This window comes from Cognatiluteimonas sedimenti (assembly GCF_022808325.1).
Lineage (GTDB): Bacteria > Pseudomonadota > Gammaproteobacteria > Xanthomonadales > Xanthomonadaceae > Cognatiluteimonas > Cognatiluteimonas sedimenti.
Window position 1 is genome coordinate 661,694 of the sequence record NZ_JALGCL010000001.1, and the last position, 17,576, is coordinate 679,269.

At 69.4% G+C, this 17,576-nt stretch carries 20 protein-coding genes and 1 tRNA gene; 17 read left to right on the top strand and 4 right to left on the bottom strand.

Features of this window, described 5'->3' with window-relative positions; genetic code table 11:
- Positions 1–75: 75 nt before the first annotated feature.
- Positions 76–324 carry a BolA family protein gene (locus MQC88_RS03090; protein ID WP_243320240.1) on the bottom strand — a complete coding sequence of 83 codons (249 nt, stop codon included), beginning with the start codon at positions 322–324 and terminating at the stop codon, positions 76–78.
- Positions 325–359: 35 nt separating this feature from the next.
- A complete protein-coding gene (locus MQC88_RS03095; protein WP_243319150.1) occupies positions 360–659 on the bottom strand; it encodes a YciI family protein in 300 nt (99 codons plus the stop codon).
- Between the two features lie 410 nt (positions 660–1,069).
- Here MQC88_RS03095 and MQC88_RS03100 point away from each other — a divergent pair, with 410 nt between their 5' ends.
- From MQC88_RS03100 to MQC88_RS03110, 3 genes are read left to right on the top strand one after another with little or no spacing between them, the layout of a single operon-like run.
- Entirely contained in the window at positions 1,070–2,008 is a 939-nt protein-coding gene (locus MQC88_RS03100) for a segregation and condensation protein A (protein ID WP_243319152.1), read from the top strand.
- Between the two features lie 39 nt (positions 2,009–2,047).
- A complete protein-coding gene (gene scpB / locus MQC88_RS03105; protein ID WP_243319154.1) occupies positions 2,048–2,851 on the top strand; it encodes an SMC-Scp complex subunit ScpB in 804 nt (267 codons plus the stop codon).
- Complete coding sequence (locus MQC88_RS03110) at positions 2,844–4,535, top strand: pseudouridine synthase (RefSeq protein ID WP_243319156.1); 1,692 nt, start codon at positions 2,844–2,846, stop codon at positions 4,533–4,535. The genes scpB and MQC88_RS03110 overlap by 8 nt, the downstream gene beginning before the upstream one ends.
- A gap of 93 nt (positions 4,536–4,628) precedes the next feature.
- Here the strand turns inward: MQC88_RS03110 and MQC88_RS03115 are convergent, their stop codons facing one another.
- Positions 4,629–5,441, bottom strand: coding sequence for an amidohydrolase (locus tag MQC88_RS03115; protein WP_243319157.1), 813 nt, complete (start codon positions 5,439–5,441; stop codon positions 4,629–4,631).
- A 127-nt stretch (positions 5,442–5,568) separates the two neighbouring features.
- On the bottom strand, positions 5,569–6,750 hold the full coding sequence (locus MQC88_RS03120) for a pyridoxal phosphate-dependent aminotransferase (protein WP_425491535.1): 1,182 nt from the start codon (positions 6,748–6,750) through the stop codon (positions 5,569–5,571).
- A 75-nt stretch (positions 6,751–6,825) separates the two neighbouring features.
- On the opposite strand from MQC88_RS03120, the gene MQC88_RS03125 reads away from it, so the two are divergent.
- The 14 genes from MQC88_RS03125 to MQC88_RS03190 all read left to right on the top strand — a co-directional run bounded on the left by MQC88_RS03125 (position 6,826) and on the right by MQC88_RS03190 (position 17,504).
- Positions 6,826–7,299 carry a DUF3293 domain-containing protein gene (locus tag MQC88_RS03125; protein WP_243319160.1) on the top strand — a complete coding sequence of 158 codons (474 nt, stop codon included), beginning with the start codon at positions 6,826–6,828 and terminating at the stop codon, positions 7,297–7,299.
- The gene (ccmA, locus tag MQC88_RS03130) at positions 7,299–7,964 is read left to right on the top strand and encodes a heme ABC exporter ATP-binding protein CcmA (RefSeq protein ID WP_243319163.1); all 666 of its coding nucleotides are present in this window, start codon (positions 7,299–7,301) and stop codon (positions 7,962–7,964) included. The genes MQC88_RS03125 and ccmA overlap by 1 nt, the downstream gene beginning before the upstream one ends.
- A 4-nt stretch (positions 7,965–7,968) precedes the next feature.
- Positions 7,969–8,655 carry a heme exporter protein CcmB gene (gene ccmB, locus MQC88_RS03135; protein ID WP_243319165.1) on the top strand — a complete coding sequence of 229 codons (687 nt, stop codon included), beginning with the start codon at positions 7,969–7,971 and terminating at the stop codon, positions 8,653–8,655.
- Positions 8,656–8,739: 84 nt separating this feature from the next.
- The gene (ccmC, locus tag MQC88_RS03140; protein WP_243319166.1) at positions 8,740–9,489 is read left to right on the top strand and encodes a heme ABC transporter permease CcmC; all 750 of its coding nucleotides are present in this window, start codon (positions 8,740–8,742) and stop codon (positions 9,487–9,489) included.
- Positions 9,486–9,650 (top strand): heme exporter protein CcmD, encoded by a 165-nt coding sequence (locus MQC88_RS03145; RefSeq protein WP_243319168.1) that lies wholly within the window; start codon positions 9,486–9,488, stop codon positions 9,648–9,650. Before ccmC ends, MQC88_RS03145 begins: the two co-directional genes overlap by 4 nt.
- Positions 9,647–10,117 (top strand): cytochrome c maturation protein CcmE, encoded by a 471-nt coding sequence (ccmE, locus tag MQC88_RS03150; RefSeq protein ID WP_243319170.1) that lies wholly within the window; start codon positions 9,647–9,649, stop codon positions 10,115–10,117. Before MQC88_RS03145 ends, ccmE begins: the two co-directional genes overlap by 4 nt.
- A 14-nt stretch (positions 10,118–10,131) precedes the next feature.
- Positions 10,132–12,069 carry a heme lyase CcmF/NrfE family subunit gene (locus tag MQC88_RS03155; protein ID WP_243319171.1) on the top strand — a complete coding sequence of 646 codons (1,938 nt, stop codon included), beginning with the start codon at positions 10,132–10,134 and terminating at the stop codon, positions 12,067–12,069.
- Positions 12,066–12,620: a DsbE family thiol:disulfide interchange protein gene (locus MQC88_RS03160; protein WP_425491536.1), complete on the top strand. Its 555-nt coding sequence runs from the start codon at positions 12,066–12,068 to the stop codon at positions 12,618–12,620. The genes MQC88_RS03155 and MQC88_RS03160 overlap by 4 nt, the downstream gene beginning before the upstream one ends.
- Positions 12,617–13,057, top strand: coding sequence for a cytochrome c-type biogenesis protein (locus MQC88_RS03165; protein ID WP_243319173.1), 441 nt, complete (start codon positions 12,617–12,619; stop codon positions 13,055–13,057). The genes MQC88_RS03160 and MQC88_RS03165 overlap by 4 nt, the downstream gene beginning before the upstream one ends.
- Positions 13,057–14,082, top strand: a complete 1,026-nt coding sequence (locus tag MQC88_RS03170; protein WP_243319175.1) for a tetratricopeptide repeat protein — start codon at positions 13,057–13,059, stop codon at positions 14,080–14,082. Before MQC88_RS03165 ends, MQC88_RS03170 begins: the two co-directional genes overlap by 1 nt.
- 73 nt (positions 14,083–14,155) lie before the next feature.
- Positions 14,156–15,307: a homoserine O-acetyltransferase MetX gene (metX, locus tag MQC88_RS03175; protein ID WP_243319176.1), complete on the top strand. Its 1,152-nt coding sequence runs from the start codon at positions 14,156–14,158 to the stop codon at positions 15,305–15,307.
- Between the two features lie 51 nt (positions 15,308–15,358).
- Positions 15,359–15,964 carry a cysteine dioxygenase family protein gene (locus MQC88_RS03180; protein WP_243319178.1) on the top strand — a complete coding sequence of 202 codons (606 nt, stop codon included), beginning with the start codon at positions 15,359–15,361 and terminating at the stop codon, positions 15,962–15,964.
- A 24-nt stretch (positions 15,965–15,988) separates the two neighbouring features.
- Positions 15,989–16,074, top strand: a tRNA-Leu gene (locus MQC88_RS03185).
- Between the two features lie 212 nt (positions 16,075–16,286).
- Positions 16,287–17,504, top strand: coding sequence for a DNA adenine methylase (locus tag MQC88_RS03190; protein WP_243319179.1), 1,218 nt, complete (start codon positions 16,287–16,289; stop codon positions 17,502–17,504).
- The last annotated feature ends 72 nt before the right edge of the window (positions 17,505–17,576 follow it).

The window sequence follows — 17,576 nt, forward strand, 5'->3', positions numbered from 1 at the left end:
TCCTTGTGCGTTTGGGGCGGTTTCGTGCACTGGCAGGGCACTTCATGCTGCGTTGCAGCAAAACGCCTGCGCGGCTCAGGGCCCGCCGGACGCGCTTGCCTGGATCGAAAGCGCGTGGATGTCGCTGTCCATCATCGCGCCCAGGGCGGCATACACCGCCCGGTGCCGGGCCAATGGCGACATCCCGGCAAAGGCCTGGCTGCTGATGCGGACGGTGAAATGCCCCCGCCCGTCGCGCGCGCCGGCATGGCCCACATGGCGATGGCTGTCGTCGATGATTTCCAGCGCGGTCGGGGCAAAGGCCTGCGACAGGAGTTCACGCATCCGGGCGACGCGGCCGGGGTTGGCCGCCGGCACGCTCACGGCAGCACCGGCTTGAACGGACGCACGTCGACGTGGGTGTAGACGCCCGCGGCGATGTACGGATCGGCCTGGGCCCAGCCGCGCGCCGCGTCGAGGGAGTCGAATTCGGCAATCACGATGCTGCCGCTGAATCCCGCGGGGCCCGGGTCCTCGGCGTCGATCGCCGGGCACGGCCCGGCCAGCAGCAGCCTTCCCTGGTCGCGCAGGTCGCGCAGGCGCGAGAGGTGCTCGCCGCGCGCGGCCAGCCTCTGCGCGAGCACGTCATTGCCGTCATGTCCCTCGATCGCGTACCACATGCCGCTGCCACCCCGGTTGCCATTGCGGCGATTGTAAGTCGCCGCGCGGTTCAGCCGCGCCGCTGGACAGGCCACCGCCCAGCCCGTAACCTGTCCGCCATTGCTCGAGGCCGGGCGCAGCGGCGGATGCCGCAGACGTCCTGGCGACAGGCCCCAAGCCGCCGCCACGACCGACCCGCTGCTCCCTGGGCCCGCGCCCGACGACACTCTTCCGCCCGTCCGCCCCGCCGTCGCGAGGCGCGCATCGCATGTGGCGTTCGGGGATCCGCTCCAACCTGCCAGACCGTCATGCCGCCGTTGTCCAGTGACCGACGCCATGCGAGTGTGTTCCGGCCGCGCTCCCTCGCGCGTGCCACCGCGAGACCGCTGCCCCGCGTGGCCCGATGAAGGCCGCCAATCGATGATCCTCGATGACTGAAACCCCCAGCGGTTCCGCCCCCGTCGCGGCCGCCGACCATTCCGGGAATCCCCACCCGCAGCAGCACGAAATGCCGCTGGCGGTGGTGCTCGGGCAGCCGCTGCTGCAGATCCCGCAGGACCTGTACATCCCGCCGGATGCGCTGGAGATCATCCTCGATGCCTTCGAGGGCCCGCTGGACCTGCTGCTGTACCTGATCCGGCGCCAGAACCTGGACATTCTCGACATCCCGGTGGCCGAGATCACCCGCCAGTACGTCGATTACATCCAGGCGATGCACGAGATGCGGTTCGAGTTGGCCGCCGAGTACCTGGTGATGGCCGCGATCCTGGCGGAGATCAAGTCGCGGATGCTGCTGCCGCGCTCGGAACTGGCCGAGGACGAGGAAGGCGACCCGCGCGCCGACCTGGTGCGCCGGCTGCAGGAGTACGAGCGCTTCAAGCAGGCCGCCGAGGACCTGGACGCCCTGCCCCGCCAGGACCGCGATACCGCGCCGGCGTCCGCCTTCGTACCCGACCGGGCCGCGGTGCGGTTGCCGCCCCCGGTGGACCTGCGCGAGATGCTGCTGGCGTTGCACGACGTGCTCAAGCGCGCCGAGCTGTACACCCAGCACGCGATCAAGCGCGACGCGCTCAGCGTGCGCCAGCGCATGGGCGAACTGCTGGCACGGCTGGCCGATGGCGCGTTCCACCGCTTCGAATCGCTGTTCGATGCGCGCGAAGGCAAGCTCGGCGTGGTGGTGACCTTCCTCGGCCTGCTGGAACTGGCCAAGGAACAACTGCTCGACATCGTGCAGGAAGCCCCGCTGGCGCCCGCGCGCATCGGCATCATCTACGTCAAGTCGCTGGCGATCGGCGAAGGCGACCCGGGAACGCTGGCGTTGTCCAGCGAGTTCGACGACACCGCCGACGCCGCCAACGAATCCGACTGACCGCGCCGGGCCCCGCCCGCCGCCACTGAACAGACACGCATGGACCAACAACTCATCACCCGCATTGTGGAAGCCGCCCTGCTGGCCGCCAACCAGCCGCTGACGCTGGCGCAGCTGCACGGCCTGTTCTCGCTGGACGAGCCGGCGCCCGACGGCAGCGTCGAACAGGCGCTGGCAACCCTGCAGGCGGGCAGCGAGGGGCGCGGCGTGGAGCTGGTCGAGCTGGCTTCCGGTTTCCGCTTCCAGGTCCAGGAAGACGTGCACCCCTGGGTTGCGCGGCTGTGGTCGGAGCGACAGACCCGCTACACCCGCGCCACCCTGGAAACCCTGGCGCTGATCGCCTATCGCCAGCCGATCACCCGTGGCGAGATCGAGCAGGTCCGCGGCGTAGCGGTCAACAGCAACATCATCAAGGCGCTGGAGGAGCGCGAGTGGATCCGCGTGGTCGGCCACCGCGACGTCCCCGGCAAGCCGGAACTGCTGGCCACCACCCGCACCTTCCTCGACTACTTCGGCCTCAAGCGCCTGGACGAGCTGCCGCCGCTTTCCGAACTCAAGGACATCGGCGAGCTGGAACCGCAACTGCAGTTCGACCGCAACGACCCGGCCGTGGCCGGGATGGCGGTCGGCGACATGGCGCTGGACGCCGCCGACGGCGACATTCGCCCCGGCGACGGCGCCGACGAATCCCCGTCCAGCGACCCGGACGAACCCGAAGCCGCGCCGGGCGAGCGCGCGGCGGACGAGAACGACATCGCACCAGACAACGCCGTCGAGACGACGACCGTTCCCGAATTGGAGGCTGCGTCCGACGGCCAGCCGGAGCATGAAAAAAATGACTGAAGACAAGGGCCGCAAGCTTTCGCTGAAACGCGGCGACACCAGCGCAGACGCGCCGCGCCTGGAGGAGCGGCTGCACAAGGTGCTGGCGCAGGCCGGGCTGGGCTCGCGCCGCGCGCTGGAACAACGCATCGCCGACGGCCTGGTCAAGGTCAACGGCGAGGTCGCGCAGGTCGGCGTGTCCGTGACCGGCGGCGACAAGATCGAACTCGACGGCCGCACCTTCGTCGCCAGTGCCCTGACCGAGCCGGCGCGGGTGCTGATGTACAACAAGCCCGAGGGCGAAGTGACCACGCGCGAGGATCCGGAGGGCCGCCCGACCATCTTCGAGGCCCTGCCCGCGCTGAAGGGCGCGCGCTGGATTGCGATCGGGCGCCTGGACATCAACACCACCGGCCTGCTGCTGCTGACCACCGACGGCGAGCTGGCCAACGCGATGATGCATCCCTCGTTCGAGGTCGAACGAGAATACGTCTGCCGCGTGCGTGCGCCTGAAGGCGACGACGGCGTGTCCGACAAGCTGGTCGACCGCCTGCGGCGCGGCGTCGCGCTGGAGGACGGCCCGGCGAAGTTCGACGAAATCGAGCGCATCGGCGGCACCGACGTGCCCGACAAGGGCCGGCACGACTGGTTCCGGGTGCTGCTCAAGGAAGGCCGCAACCGCGAAGTGCGGCGGCTGTGGGAATCGCAGGGCTGCCAGGTCTCGCGGCTCAAGCGCATCCGCTATGGCAAGGTCGAGCTGCCGCAGCCGCTGCTGCGCGGCCAGTCGCAGGAACTGCCCGCCGACCGCGTCGAGGCATTGCGCAAGGAGCTGGGTCTCGAGGACGGCGCGCCGTCGGCACTGACGCTGCAGCCGGTGATCGGCCAGCGCAAGGCCGGCAAGTCGACGGTGCACGTCGGCGGCCAGCATCGCTCGCACGGTTACGTTGGCGGCCACAGCACCGCCGACGAAGGTCGCGAACTGCGCCGCTTCGACCACGTGCGCGAGGATCGCGGCCGCGGCCGTGGCGGCCCGCGCAAGCCCGGCGGCCTGACCGTCAGTGGCGAAGCCGCGGCCAAGCAGGTCAACAAGGCGTTCAAGCCCAAGGGGCCGCGCCAGCCCGGCCAGCGTGGCCCGCGCCGCGGCGACCAACAGCCCGGCGCCGGCCATGACGCCGGCAATCCGGCGGCGTTCCGCACCTGGTACGTGCCCGACGGCGTCACCACCGGTCCCAGCGGCCATCGCAATCCCGATGGCGCGCGCGGCCCGCGCAAGCCCTACGGCAACAAGCCGGCCGGCGCAGGCCGGCCGGGGGGCCCGCGTCCGGGCGGCGCGGGTGGGCCGCGCGGCGGCGGCCCCGGCTTCCAGGGGCGCGGCGAACGCGGCCCGGGCGGCGGCGGCTTCGGCGGCGAACGCAGCGGCCAGCGGGGTCCCGGTGGCGGACAGGGGCAGCGCAGCCCGCGTCCCTACGGCCATCCCGGCAATGCGCCGAGCTTCCCCTCCGACCACGCCAACCCCGGCAGCTTCAATCCCTACGGCGACAAGCCGCGTGGCGCGCGCCCTGGTGGCAGTCCCCGCCCCGGAGGGCGTCCGGGGGGCGGTCCGCGCCCCGGCGGTGCGGCCAGGCCCGGCGGGCCCAGGCCGGGCGGCCCGCGCGGCGGGCGCCCCGGGGGCGGCGGACGCGGCCCGCAGGGTGGCAATCGCTGATCCGCCCCCGTGACCGGGGCGAAATCCGCTCCGGCTGCAACACGAAGGGCGCCATCGGCGCCCTTCGTACATCCGCGATCCGGCTGGAGCGGTTCAGGCGAGCGTGAACGCATCCCCGTCCAGCATCGCCGGGAAACGCTCGCGGTGCGCGAGCAGCGCGTCCGCCCGCAGCGTGGTGGTGGTGACGATTTCCTCGTCGGTCGATTCGCTCAACGGATGGCCGAGGAAATCGACCACCACGCTGTCGCCCGCGTAGTGCAGGCCGTTGCCGTCGGTGCCGACGCGGTTGAGGCCGGCGACGAAGCACAGGTTCTCGATCGCGCGCGCGCGCAGCAGCGTCTTCCACGGATACGCGCGTGCCGACGGCCAGTTGGCGACGTACAGCAGCAGGTCGTAATCCAGCCCTCCCGGCCGCTCGACGTCGAAGCGGTTGCGCGAATAGACCGGGAAGCGCAGGTCGTAGCAGACCAGCGGGCAGATCCGCCAGCCCTTCCACTCCACCGTCAGGCGCTCGCGGCCTGCGGCATAGCGTTCATGCTCCTTCGCGTAACGGAACAGGTGGCGCTTGTCGTAGTGCCGCAGTCCACCGTCCGGGGTGGCGAAGAACAGGCGGTTGAAGACCTTGCCCGGCGAGGCGCAGTCGCCGTCACGCACCTGCACGCTGCCGGTGATCGCCGCGCCCAGCCGGTGCGACTGCTCGCGCAGCCAGTCCACGGTCGGGCCCTGCATCGTCTCGGCCTGGTCGATCGCCTCGTTGCTGAAACCGCTGGTGAAGGTTTCCGGCAGCAGCACCAGGTCGGTGTAGCCGCGCAGGGGCGCGACCAGGCGGCCGTAGTAGTCGCGGTTGCCGGCCGGATCGTGCCAGCGGGTGTCGCCCTGGACCAGTGAGATGCGGAGGTCCTGCATGTACGTCTCCAGTATCACGAACCGGTGTGGGTTCCTTGTGGGAGCGGCTTCAGCCGCGAGCTTTTCGAGGCAACGCCGGATTCCGGAACAAGGAGCTCGCGGCTGAAGCCGCTCCCACGTGGGGTTGCTACAGCTTCCGCAGCCGCTGGATCGCCGCGTCCAGCGTCGCCTCGTTCTTGGCGAAGCACAACCGCGCCAGGCGCTGGCCGGGGGGCGGATTCTCGTAGAACGGCGACAGCGGGATCGCGGCGACGCCGTGCTCGGTCGTCAGCCAGCGGCAGAACGCGAGGTCGTCGAGGTCGCTGACCGCCGAATAGTCCACCAGCTGGAAGTACCCGCCCGGCACCGGCAGCGGCTTGAGCCGGGTCGACAGCAACTGCTCGCGGAAACGGTCGCGCTTGGCCTCGTAGAACGCGCCCAGCTGTTCGTAGTGTTCCGGCTCGGCCTGGATCATCGCCGCGAACGCATGCTGGGCCGGGGCGAAGCTGCAGAAGGTGTTGTACTGGTGCACCTTGCGGAATTCGGCGCTGAGCGCCGGCGGCGCGATGCAGTAGCCGAGCTTCCAGCCGGTGCAGTGGTAGGTCTTGCCGAAGCTGGAGACCACGAACGCGCGCTCGCGCAGTTCCGGGTAGCGCAACACCGACTCGTGGCGCGCGCCGTCGAAGACGATGTGCTCGTACACCTCGTCCGAGAGCAGGAAGATGCCGGTACCGCGCAGCAGGTCCGCGATCGCTGCCATGTCGCCGGCATCCAGCATCGCGCCCGACGGGTTGTGCGGGCTGTTGATCAGCAGCATCCGCGTCTTCGCGGTGATGGCGGCGCGGACCAGGCCCCAGTCGGGGGCGAAGGTCAAGGGATCCAGCGGCACATGCATCGCGCGGGCCCCGGCCAGTTCGATCGCCGGTTCATAGCAGTCGTAGCACGGGTCCAGGACGATCACTTCCTCGCCCGGATGGACCACCGCGTGGACCGCGTCGAAGATCGCCTCCGAAGCGCCGGAAGTGACCGTGATCCCGGCGTCCACGTCGGGGCGCCAGCCGTAACAGCGCCCGGTCTTGTCGGCGATCGCCTGGCGCAGCGCCGGGATCCCGGTCATCGGCGGGTACTGGTTGTGGCCGGCGCGCATGGTCTTGTCCAGCTCGTCGACAAGGCGGGCCGGCACGGCAAAGTCCGGGAACCCCTGGCCGAGGTTGACGGCCTGGTGCTCGGCCGCCAGCTGCGACATCACGGTGAAGATGGTGGTGCCTACCCGGGGCAGCTTGCTGGCGGGGGTCGGGGGCAGCGGGTGCAACGGCGGTGTCTCGGGCATCGGTGCAAGGCTGAATCGTTACAATATCGGACTTTGTAGCACGGTTGCAGGTTGTCGCTGGTGACACATAGCCCCTTGGAAGATGCCCGCGTCACCGCGTTGATGCAGGCGTACCTGGATGCCGAATACCGCTGGGAATGGGGCGGCGAGTGGTATCCGCTGCAGATCGGCGCGACCGCGCCGGACCTGGAGGCGACCTTCCCCGACGCCGCGGAGTTCGGCCTGCTCTCGGCCTGGAACCCGCAGTCGCTGGAACGCCCGGAGGAGACCAACCGTGCCGCCGATGCCACCCTGCACGCGGCGTTGCGCGCCAGCGGCGCCATCTACCGGCCCGGCTTCTCCTCGGCCCGCAACCGCAGCTGGCGCGAACCCAGCTGGGTGACGGTCGGCCTGCCGCTGGCCGACTTCGACGCCCTCGCCCTCCGCTTCGGGCAACTCGGCACCCTTTTTTGCCGTCGTGGCGAGCCGATGCGGCTGCGGATGTACCACGCGCGGCCGGCAGCGGTCGCGGCGCCCTTCGTCGACTGGCTGCCGGCGGTCGCAGGCTGATGCCCGACATCGCGCCGACCGCTCCGCCGCTGCTGGCCGTGCGCGGCCTGGCCTTCGCGCGCAACGAGCAGCCGGTATTCGGCCCCCTGGATTTCGACGTCGACGCCGGCGAGGCGCTGCTGGTGCAGGGCGACAACGGCGCCGGCAAGACCACCCTGTTGCGGGTGCTGGCCGGGCTGCTGCGTGCCGACGCCGGCACGATCGTCATCGACGGCCAGCCGGCACGGGCGTCGCTGCGCGCGCGCGCGATCAGCTACCTCGGCCACCTGCCGGCGCTGAAGGCGGACCTGACCGCGCTGGAAAACCTGCAGTTCCTCTGCGGCCTGCACGGGCGCCGCCGCGGGCAGCGCCCGGACGACGCGTTCGGCATCGTCGGCCTGGGCGGGCACCAGGACACGCTGCTGCGCCAGCTCTCGGCCGGGCAGAAGAAGCGCCTGTCGCTGGCGCGGCTGTGGCTGGCGCCGGCGCCGCTGTGGCTGCTCGACGAGCCCTATGCCAACCTCGACCTGGAAGGCATCAACCTGGTCAACCGCATGGTCCAGGCGCACCTGCGCGATGGCGGCGCCGCGCTGCTGACCACGCACGGCGCCTACGCGGCGCCGCCGGTGCGCACGCGCATGCTGGTGCTCGGCCGGGCCCAGCCCGCTTCGGCGGGGGCGGAGTAACGCGATGGAAGGCAGCCCGACCCTGTGGCCGGCAACCCGCGCGCTGATGCTGCGCGACCTGCGCCTGCTGTGGCGGCGCCGCGGCGATGCGCTGCAACCGGCGCTGTTCGCGCTGCTGGTGGTGGTGCTGTTCGCGCTGGCGCTGGGTGCCGAAGCGCAGGCGCTGGCGAAGGTCGCCTCCGCGGTGCTGTGGCTGGCGGTGCTGCTGGCCGGGTTGCTGGCGCTGGACACACTGTTCCGCGGCGACGCCGAGGACGGCTCGCTGGAGCAGTGGATGCTGGCGCCGGTACCGTTGGCCTGGCTGGTGCTGGTGCGCACCTTCATGCACTGGGCGACCACGGCGCTGCCGCTGCTGGTGGCCACGCCGTTGCTGGCGGAACTGCTGCACCTGCCGCGCCCCCAGTTGCCGGTGCTGCTGGCATCGCTGGCACTGGGCACGCCGCTGTTGAGCCTGCTCGGCGCGGTGGTCGCGGCGCTGACGGTCGGCATGCGCCGCTCCGGCATCCTGGTCGCGCTGCTGGCGCTGCCGCTGTACGTGCCGGTGCTGGTGTTCGGCGCCGGCAGCGTGGTCGCGGCGGCGCAAGGCCTGGACCCGGTCGGCGCGTTGCTGTTGCTGGCGGCCGGGCTGGTGCTGGCGCTGGTGCTGGCGCCGCTGGCGGCCGCTGCCGCGATCCGCATCGCGCTGTCTTGATGCAGGTCCGGACGGTCGCGTGATGCTGCATGAGACAATGGCCACGTCCCCTTCCCCCGCACCGCCGGGACGCAGGAAAAGCGCATGAACCCCGTGCTCCGCTGGTTCCACCAACTCGGTTCGCCACCGTATTTCGACCGTTTCGCGGCGCGCTGGACGCCGTGGGCCTACGGGCTGGCGATCCTGGCGATGGCCTGCGGACTGTACGGCGCCCTGTTCGTGGTGCCGGCCGACTACCAGCAGGGCGACAGCTTCCGGATCCTCTACATCCACGTCCCCAGCGCGTGGATGAGCATGGCGATCTTCGCGCTGATGGCGCTCTACGCGGCGATCGCGCTGGTGTGGCGGATCAAGCTGTGCGAAATCCTGGCGATGGCCTGCGCGCCGATCGGCGCTGCCTTCACCCTGGTCACGCTCGCCACCGGCTCGATCTGGGGCAAGCCGATGTGGGGCACCTGGTGGGACTGGGACCCGCGCCTGACCACCGAGCTGGTCCTGCTGTTCCTGTACCTCGGCGTGATCGGCCTGTACAACGCGATCGACGACCGCCGCGCCGCCGCGCGCGCCGCCGGCCTGCTGGCGATCGTCGGGGTCGCGCTGCTGCCGGTGATCCGTTACTCCGTCACCTGGTGGAACTCGCTGCACCAGGGCCAGACGATCCGGCTCCTGGGGCAGTCGTCGATGGACGCGAGCATGTTGCCGCCGCTGTGGTGGATGGTACTCGGCACGCACATCTGGTTCGTCGGCTCGCTGCTGGCGCGGGCGCGCGCCGACAACCTGCGGCGGGAAGCCGGCAAGGACTGGGTCCGCAGGCTGGATGGGGCGACGGCATGAGTTACCAGGACTATGTCATTGCCGCATATGCGGTCTTCGCGGTCGTGCTGGCGTGGGATTTCGTTGCGCCACGACTGCAGCTGCGGCGTGAACTGCGCGCCGCCCGCCTGCGCGCCCAGCGCGCCGGCAACCGCAACCCGCAAACGGAGCCGACGCGATGAACCCCACCCGCAAACGCCGGCTGTGGCTGCTGCTGGCGCTGGTCGTGGCCGCCGCCATCGCCACCACGCTGGTCGCGCTCGCGTTGCAGCGCAACGTCGCCTACCTGTACACGCCCTCGGAAGTGCTTCGCGGGGAAGCCGGCGCGCATGCGCGCTTCCGCCTTGGCGGCATGGTCGCGGCCGATTCGTTCCGGCGCGCGCCCGGGTCGATGGAAGCGCACTTCGTGGTCGACGACGGCGACGCGCGGTTGCCGGTGGTCTACACCGGGATCCTGCCCGACCTGTTCCGCGAGAAGCAGGCGGTGATCGCCACCGGGCGCATGCGCGGCGACACCTTCGTCGCCGAGCAGGTGCTGGCCAAGCACGACGAGACCTACATGCCCAAGGAAGTCGCCGACAAGATGGGCGCGGCGCACCGCAAGCACGACGTGCCGGCGTCCGCCGACGCCCCCGTGGACATGCGCTGAGCGTGGTCGCAGGCATGCTGCCCGAACTCGGACAGGTTGCGCTGCTGCTCGCGCTGCTGGTCGCGGCGCTGCAGGGGCTGCTGCCGCTGGTCGGCGCGCAGCGCGGGACCGCATCGTGGATGGCGGTCGCGCGGCCGGCGGCGTACGCGCAGCTGCTGCTGGTGGCCGGCGCGTTCGCGATCCTGACCCATGCCTTCGTCACCCAGGATTTCTCGGTGCTTTACGTCGCCGAGAATTCCAACTCGCTGCTGCCCTGGTACTACCGTTACACCGCGGTCTGGGGTGCGCACGAGGGTTCGCTGCTGCTGTGGGCGCTGATCCTGGCGCTGTGGACGGCGATGGTCGCGCGCTTCTCGCGGCGCCTGCCCGATGTCGTGGTCGCGCGCGTGCTCGGGGTGATGGGCCTGGTGGCGGTCGGCTTCCTCGCATTCCTGGTCTTCACCAGCAATCCGTTCGCGCGCCTGCTGCCGGGCGCGGTCGAGGGCCGCGACCTCAATCCTCTCCTGCAGGACCCGGGGATGATCATCCATCCGCCGATGCTGTACCTGGGATACGTCGGCTTCTGCATCCCGTTCGCGTTCGCGATCGCCGCGCTGCTCGACGGCGACGCCGGGCGCGATGACCGGCAATGGCGCGACTGGCTGCGCTGGACGCGCCCGTGGACCAACATCGCGTGGGCGTTCCTGACCTGCGGCATCGCGCTGGGCTCGTGGTGGGCGTATTACGAACTGGGCTGGGGCGGCTGGTGGTTCTGGGATCCGGTCGAGAACGCCAGCTTCATGCCGTGGCTGGCCGGCACCGCGCTGCTGCATTCGCAGGCGGTGACCGAGAAGCGCGGCAGCTTCCGCGGCTGGACCCTGCTGCTGGCCATCGCCGCGTTCTCGCTGTCGCTGCTGGGTACCTTCCTGGTGCGCTCGGGGGTGCTGACCAGCGTGCACGCGTTCGCCGCCGATCCGACCCGCGGGCTGTTCGTGCTGGTGTTCCTGGGCATCGTCATCGGCGGCTCGCTGGTGCTGTATGCGCTGCGTGCGCCGGAGGGCGACGATGGCGCCCGCTTCGCGCCGGCGTCGCGCGAAACCCTGCTGCTGGTCAACAACCTGCTGCTGGTGGCGGCCTGCGCGATGGTGTTGCTGGGCACGCTGTACCCGCTGCTGGCCGATGCGCTGGAACTGGGCAAGATCTCGGTCGGCCCGCCCTACTTCGCGCTGCTGTTCGTGCTGCTGATGGCGCCGCTGGTGCTGCTGCTGCCGTTCGGCCCGCTGACGCGCTGGCAGCGCGAGCAGCCGTCGAAACCGCTGGCGATGCTGCTGCCGTGGGCTGGGCTGGCGCTGGGCGCCGGCATCGCCGCGTTCTTCCTCGCGCCGCAGGGCCCGTGGAAGACGGCGGCCGGGCTTGCCGGCGCGACCTGGGTGCTCGCCGGGACGGTGCGTTTCGCGTGGACGCGATTCGCGAACCAGGGCAGCCGTTTCACCGCCGAGATGCTGGGCATGACCCTGGCGCACGCCGGCATCGCGGTGTTCCTGGTCGGCGCGCTGCTGACCGAAGGCCTGAGCATGCAGCGCGAACTTGCGCTGTCGCCGGGGCAATCGGTCGAACTGGCCGGGCGCGAGTTCCGTTTCGATGGCGTCGAGCGCCGCGCCGGCCCCAACTATCTGGCCGACCATGGCACCGTGCAGGTCATGCGCGACGGACGCCCGACCAGGACCCTGCATCCGGAAAAGCGCAACTACGCCAGCGGTGGCCAGGTGATGACCGAGGCGGCGATCGACGCGGGCCTGCTGCGGGACCTCTACGTCGCGCTCGGCGAGCCGCTGGGCAACGGCGCCTGGGCGGTGCGCGTGCACGTCAAGCCGTTCGTGCGCTGGATCTGGCTGGGTGCGGCGCTGATGGCGCTGGGCGGCTTCGTCACCGCGACCGATCGCCGCTTCCGGCGCAGCGGGGCGAACCCGTGAACGCATCGAAGCTGGGGCGCTGGTTGCCGCTGGCGGTGTTCGCCGCGCTCGCGGTGCTGCTCGGCGCCGGCGTCTGGCTCAGCCGCCAGTCCAATCGCGACGCCCTGCCCTCGCCGCTGATCGGCAAGCCGGCGCCGCGGTTCTCGCTGCCGGTGCTGCACGAGCCCGGCCGCCTGGCCACGCTCGACGATTTCAAGGGCGCTCCCTTCGTGCTCAATGTCTGGGGCAGCTGGTGCGTCTCGTGCCGGATCGAGCATCCGGTGCTGACCCGCTTCGCCGAAAGCAAGCGCGTGCGCGTGGTCGGCTACAACTGGAAGGACGAGCGCGCCGACGCGCTGCGCTGGCTGGACCAGTTCGGCAACCCGTTCTGGATGGTGCTGGTGGACTACGAAGGCCGCTACGCCATCGACTGGGGCATCTACGGCGCGCCGGAAACCTACCTGGTCGATGCCGACGGCATCATCCGCTGGAAGCACGTCGGCCCGCTGGACGACGCCATTATCCGCGAGCAGTTGCTGCCGGCGCTGGCGCAGGCGGAGGCGCAGCGGTGACGCGCTGGCTGCTCGCGCTGCTGCTCGCCATCGCGCCGCTGGCCACGATGGCGCAGGCCGTGGTCGATCCCGCCCCGCTGCAGTTCCGCGACCACGCCGAGGAGGTCCGCTTCCACGCCCTGGTCGGCGAACTGCGCTGCGTGATGTGCCAGAACCAGTCGCTGGCCGATTCCAACGCGCAGATCGCGCACGACCTGCGCCGCGAAGTGCTGCAGCTGATGCGCCAGGGCATGAGCGACGCGCAGGTCAAGCAGTTCCTGGTCGCGCGTTACGGCGAGTTCGTGCTGTACCAGCCGCGGGTGGAAGCCAAGACCTGGCTGCTGTGGTTCGGGCCGGCGCTGTTGCTGCTGGCCGGCGGTTTCGTGGTCGCGCGCGTGGTCCGCGGGCACGCCGCGAGCCGTGGCGACCTCCCCGGCAACGACGACCAGGAGTGGTGATGACCGGCACCGGCGCTGCCTTCGCCGCCCTCGCGTCCGCGCTGACGCTGGGCGTGCTGGTCTTCGTGCTGCGGCCGCTGTGGCGTGGCCGCGCCGCGCCGCTGCCAGTGCTGTCGCTGCTGGCGGCGCTGATGCTGGCCACGTTCGGACTGTACCGGCTGGTCGGCACGCCGGCCGCGCTCGATCCCGCCGCGCGCAAGGCGCCGGACACGCTGCAGGACGCGATCGCGCAGCTCCAGGCGCAACTGCAGCGCGACCCGCGCCAGGTGGAAGGCTGGCGCCTGCTCGGCCGCGCCCGGGCCGCCAACGGCCAGGCCGAGCAGGCGCGCGAGGCCTATGCCCGCGCCGCGAAGCTGGCCCCGGACGAGCCCGACGTGCTGGTCGAAGCCGCCGAATCGCGGGCCCTGGCCGATCCGCGGCACCGTTTCGACGCGCAGGCCGTGGTGATGCTGCGGCACGCACTCGATGTGCAACCCGAACACCAGCGCGCGCGCTGGTTCCTCGGCATCAGCCAGCGCCAGGCCGGACAGCCGGCCGAAGCGGCGAAAACCTGGGAGCCGCTGTTGGCGCGCGTCGACGCGGCCGCCGCGGGTCCCTTGCGCACGCAGATCGACCTCGCCCGCGCCGAAGCCGGGCTGCCGCCGTTGCCGGCGGTGGCAGCGGCGCCTGCCGGCAACGCGCTGCGGGTCGCGGTCAGCCTCGACCCGACCCTGGCGGCGCGCGTGCGCCTGCGCGGCGAGGCCAGCGTGTTCGTGATCGCGCGCGCGCCGGGCGGCCCGCCGATGCCGATCGCCGCGGAAAAGCACGGCGTGGCCGAACTCCCGTTCACCGCCTCGCTGGACGACGCCGACAGCCCCATGCCGACGCAGAAGCTGTCGGGGGTGCAGGAGGTGGAAGTGATCGCGCGCCTGTCGATGAGCGGCGACGCGACTCCGCAACCCGGCGACCTGGCATCGAAGCCGGTGCGCGTGCGACTGCCGGCGACGGCACCGGTCGAACTGGTCATCGGCCAGCAAGCGCCTTGATCGCGCGCCTGTTGCGCACCTGCCGTTCGCGCGCACGGGTTCTGCCGCGATCGACGCCCGGTAAACTGCCGCGATGACCGAATTCATCCCGCCCGGCACCCGCTGGCTCGACCTGCCTTCCCCGTTCGCGATGAAGCGTGGCGGCAGCCTGCATGGCGCCCGCCTCGCCTACGAAACCTGGGGCCAGCTCGACCCCGCGCGCGGCAACGCGATCCTGATCCTGCCAGGCCTGTCGCCCGATGCGCATGCCGCGGCCAACACCGGCAACCCGGAACCGGGCTGGTGGGAAGCGATGCTCGGCCCCGGCAAGCCGATCGATACCGATCGCTGGTTCGTGGTCTGCGTCAATTCGCTCGGCAGCTGCAAGGGCTCGACCGGCCCGGCCTCGATCGATCCGGCCAGCGGCGCGCCGTACCGGCTCGACTTCCCGGAGTTGTCGATCGAGGACGGCGCCGACGCCGCCTTCCACCTGGTGCGGGCGCTGGGGATCGAGCGCCTGGCCTGCGTGATCGGCAACTCGATGGGCGGCATGAGCGCGCTGGCCTACCTGTTGCGGCATCCCGGGTCGGCACGCGCGCACCTCAACATCTCCGGCGCCGCGCACGCGCTGCCGTTCTCGATCGCGATCCGCTCGCTGCAACGCGAGGCGATCCGGCTCGACCCGCAGTGGAACAACGGCGATTACGACGACGCGCACTACCCGGAATCGGGCATGCGCATGGCGCGCAAGCTCGGCGTGATCACCTACCGCTCGGCGCTGGAATGGGACGGGCGCTTCGGCCGCGTGCGCCTGGACCAATCCCGACAAGAGCATGATCGCCGCGACGACGAGGACCCGTTCGGGCTGGAGTTCGAGGTCGAGAGCTACCTGGAAGGCCATGCGCGCCGCTTCGTGCGCCGCTTCGATCCCAACTGCTACCTCTACCTCAGCCGCTCGATGGACTGGTTCGACCTGGCCGAATACTGCGACGCGCCCTGCGGCGACCGCGGCGGCGACGTGCTGCAGGCGCTGGCGAAGATCCGCGTCGACAAGGCGCTGGCGATCGGCGTGTCCACCGACATCCTGTTCCCGCTGCAGCAGCAGGAGCAGGTCGCCGACGGCCTGCGCGCCGGCGGCGCCGACGCCAGCTTCCTGCCGCTGGACTCGCCGCAGGGGCACGATGCGTTCCTTGTCGATTTCGCGCGCTTCGGCCCGGCCGTCCGCGGCTTCCTCGACGCCCTGTAACCGCGGAATCGGCCGCAGCCGCGATTTCCCGGCTGGGCTAGAATCGACCCCATGACCGACGACTGCTGCCCCGACATCGCCTTCCCCGGCCACGACAAGCTGGTGTCCGCGATCGACACCGCGATCGCCGCCGGGGACCAGCATGCGGTCACCGCCGCAGTGCGCAACGCGCTGTGCCGCTTGATCAAGGACCAGGACGTCACCCTGCCGGCCTGCGTGCACGAGCCGATCGTCGACCATTACGCGCGGCGCGAGCTCTACCGCAGCCCCGTCCACGGCTACAGCGTGGTCGCGATGACCTGGGGCCCCGGCCAGGGCACCCCGCTGCACGACCATTCCGGCCTCTGGTGCGTGGAAGGCGTGTGGGACGGCGAACTGGAGATCGTCCAGTACGAACTACTCGAGCATGTGGGCGGGCGTTACCGGTTCCGCGCCGCCGGCGGCATCCACGCCGGCCCCGGCAGCGCCGGCAGCCTGATCCCGCCGCACGAGTACCATACGATCCGCAACGCCAGCGCCGACGCCATCGCGATCTCGCTGCACATCTACAAGGCCGAAATGGCGTGCTGCGCCAAGTTCGTCCCCGAGCGCCCGGGCGCCGACGACGAATGGTTCGTGCGCGAGGATGCGACCCTCAGGACCGACGAGGCCGCCTGAGCCCCGCTATACTTCGCACCCCGCGCCGGAGTGGCGGAACGGTAGACGCAGCGGACTCAAAATCCGCCGAGCTAACACTCGTGGGGGTTCGAGTCCCCCCTCCGGTACCAATAAAAGCAAGGGCTTAGCCGCGAGGCTAGGCCCTTGCCCTTTGGGGGCCACGCAACTTTGTAAGTGTTTTGTACATGCTTGGACATACGGTCGCTCGCAGGAGCGCATAGAGAGGGCGCCATTTCGTGACTCACGTGCGAGCATGTGACGATCATCGGATGCCGTCTCACATTGAGCGACCTAGATCAGCAACTCTGAGCCAAGAGCTCGGTTGTTCAAGAACGTGGAGCGAGTGGTGTTGGCTAAAACAAAAATAACGCAACGACCCTATCCGCAGTACATCAAGTACATGGGCTCGAAGTCGAAGATCATGGACTTCGTGCTGTCTGGCATCAACGATGTCTATGAGGATGGCGGGATTTGCGACCTTTTCGGCGGGAGTGCTTCTCTTGCTGGTGCAGTCGGCGACCAAGTCGCCATCCACTCCAACGACATTCAGGCCTATTCGGCAGTGCTGGCTGGCGCCTACTTGACCGCGTGGAGGAAGAACTCCACCCCCGAAGCGGCAGCGATTATCGAGCAAGCCAAAGCCATCGTAAGCAGGAACCGGAAGGCGATTAGATGCCTACACGACTATGCACACCCCGTTTCTATCAAGCGCTTCAATGCTATTGAGCGGGAACAACAATCGCTTATTGAGCGAAACTTCCGGCGACCATGGCATCTTTTTCTTAAGTATTACTCAGGCACTTGGTGGTCTGCAGAGCAGGCGTTATGGATTGATGCCATTAGGGAGGTTGCGGATCAGTACAAGGCCGACCCCACTTATGACGTAATCCTCTCTTCGCTGATGTTCGCGATGGCTTATTCCAGCCAGGGAACAGGGCACTACGCTCAATATCGAGATGCAAATACTGCATCTTCGATGAAAGACATATCAATCTATCGAAAGAAGTCAGTAGCGCAGTTGTTCGTCAAGAAGTATTCCGGCGCACTAGCCACTTTGGCGACGCAGCCCTCTGACTTTCAGCACAAAGTCACCTCCTTAGACTATCGAGAATGTCTTAAGGAGTTCTCGGGTGGGACAGTCTATGCAGACCCGCCATACGCATTCGTGCACTACAGCCGCTTCTATCATGCGCTCGAAACGCTTGTTCTTTATGACTACCCTGAAATTCAAGAGAAGAACGGCGTAGTGGTCAAAGGACGGTATCGAGAGAATCGACATCAGTCGCCATTCTGCATTCGTTCTTTGGTGGCGGGTGCATTTGAAGACCTGTTCCGTGGTGTGAGCGAAAGCGGTTCAAACCTCGTTCTGAGCTATAGCAATACAGGCATGATTTCCATTGACGATCTTGGCGAGATCGCATCACGAGAATTTGCAGGCAAATCCATCGAGCTGGTGTTTACCGACTACAAGCACATGACCTTGGGGCGCCAATTCGACCGACACCGAGAGGTCGAGGAATGCCTGATGCTGGTGAAATAGCGAGGCATTAAAGCCCCTACTTCACGCGACGATGCCTGATTGATACGATCACAGCCCCATAGGGGCTGGAGA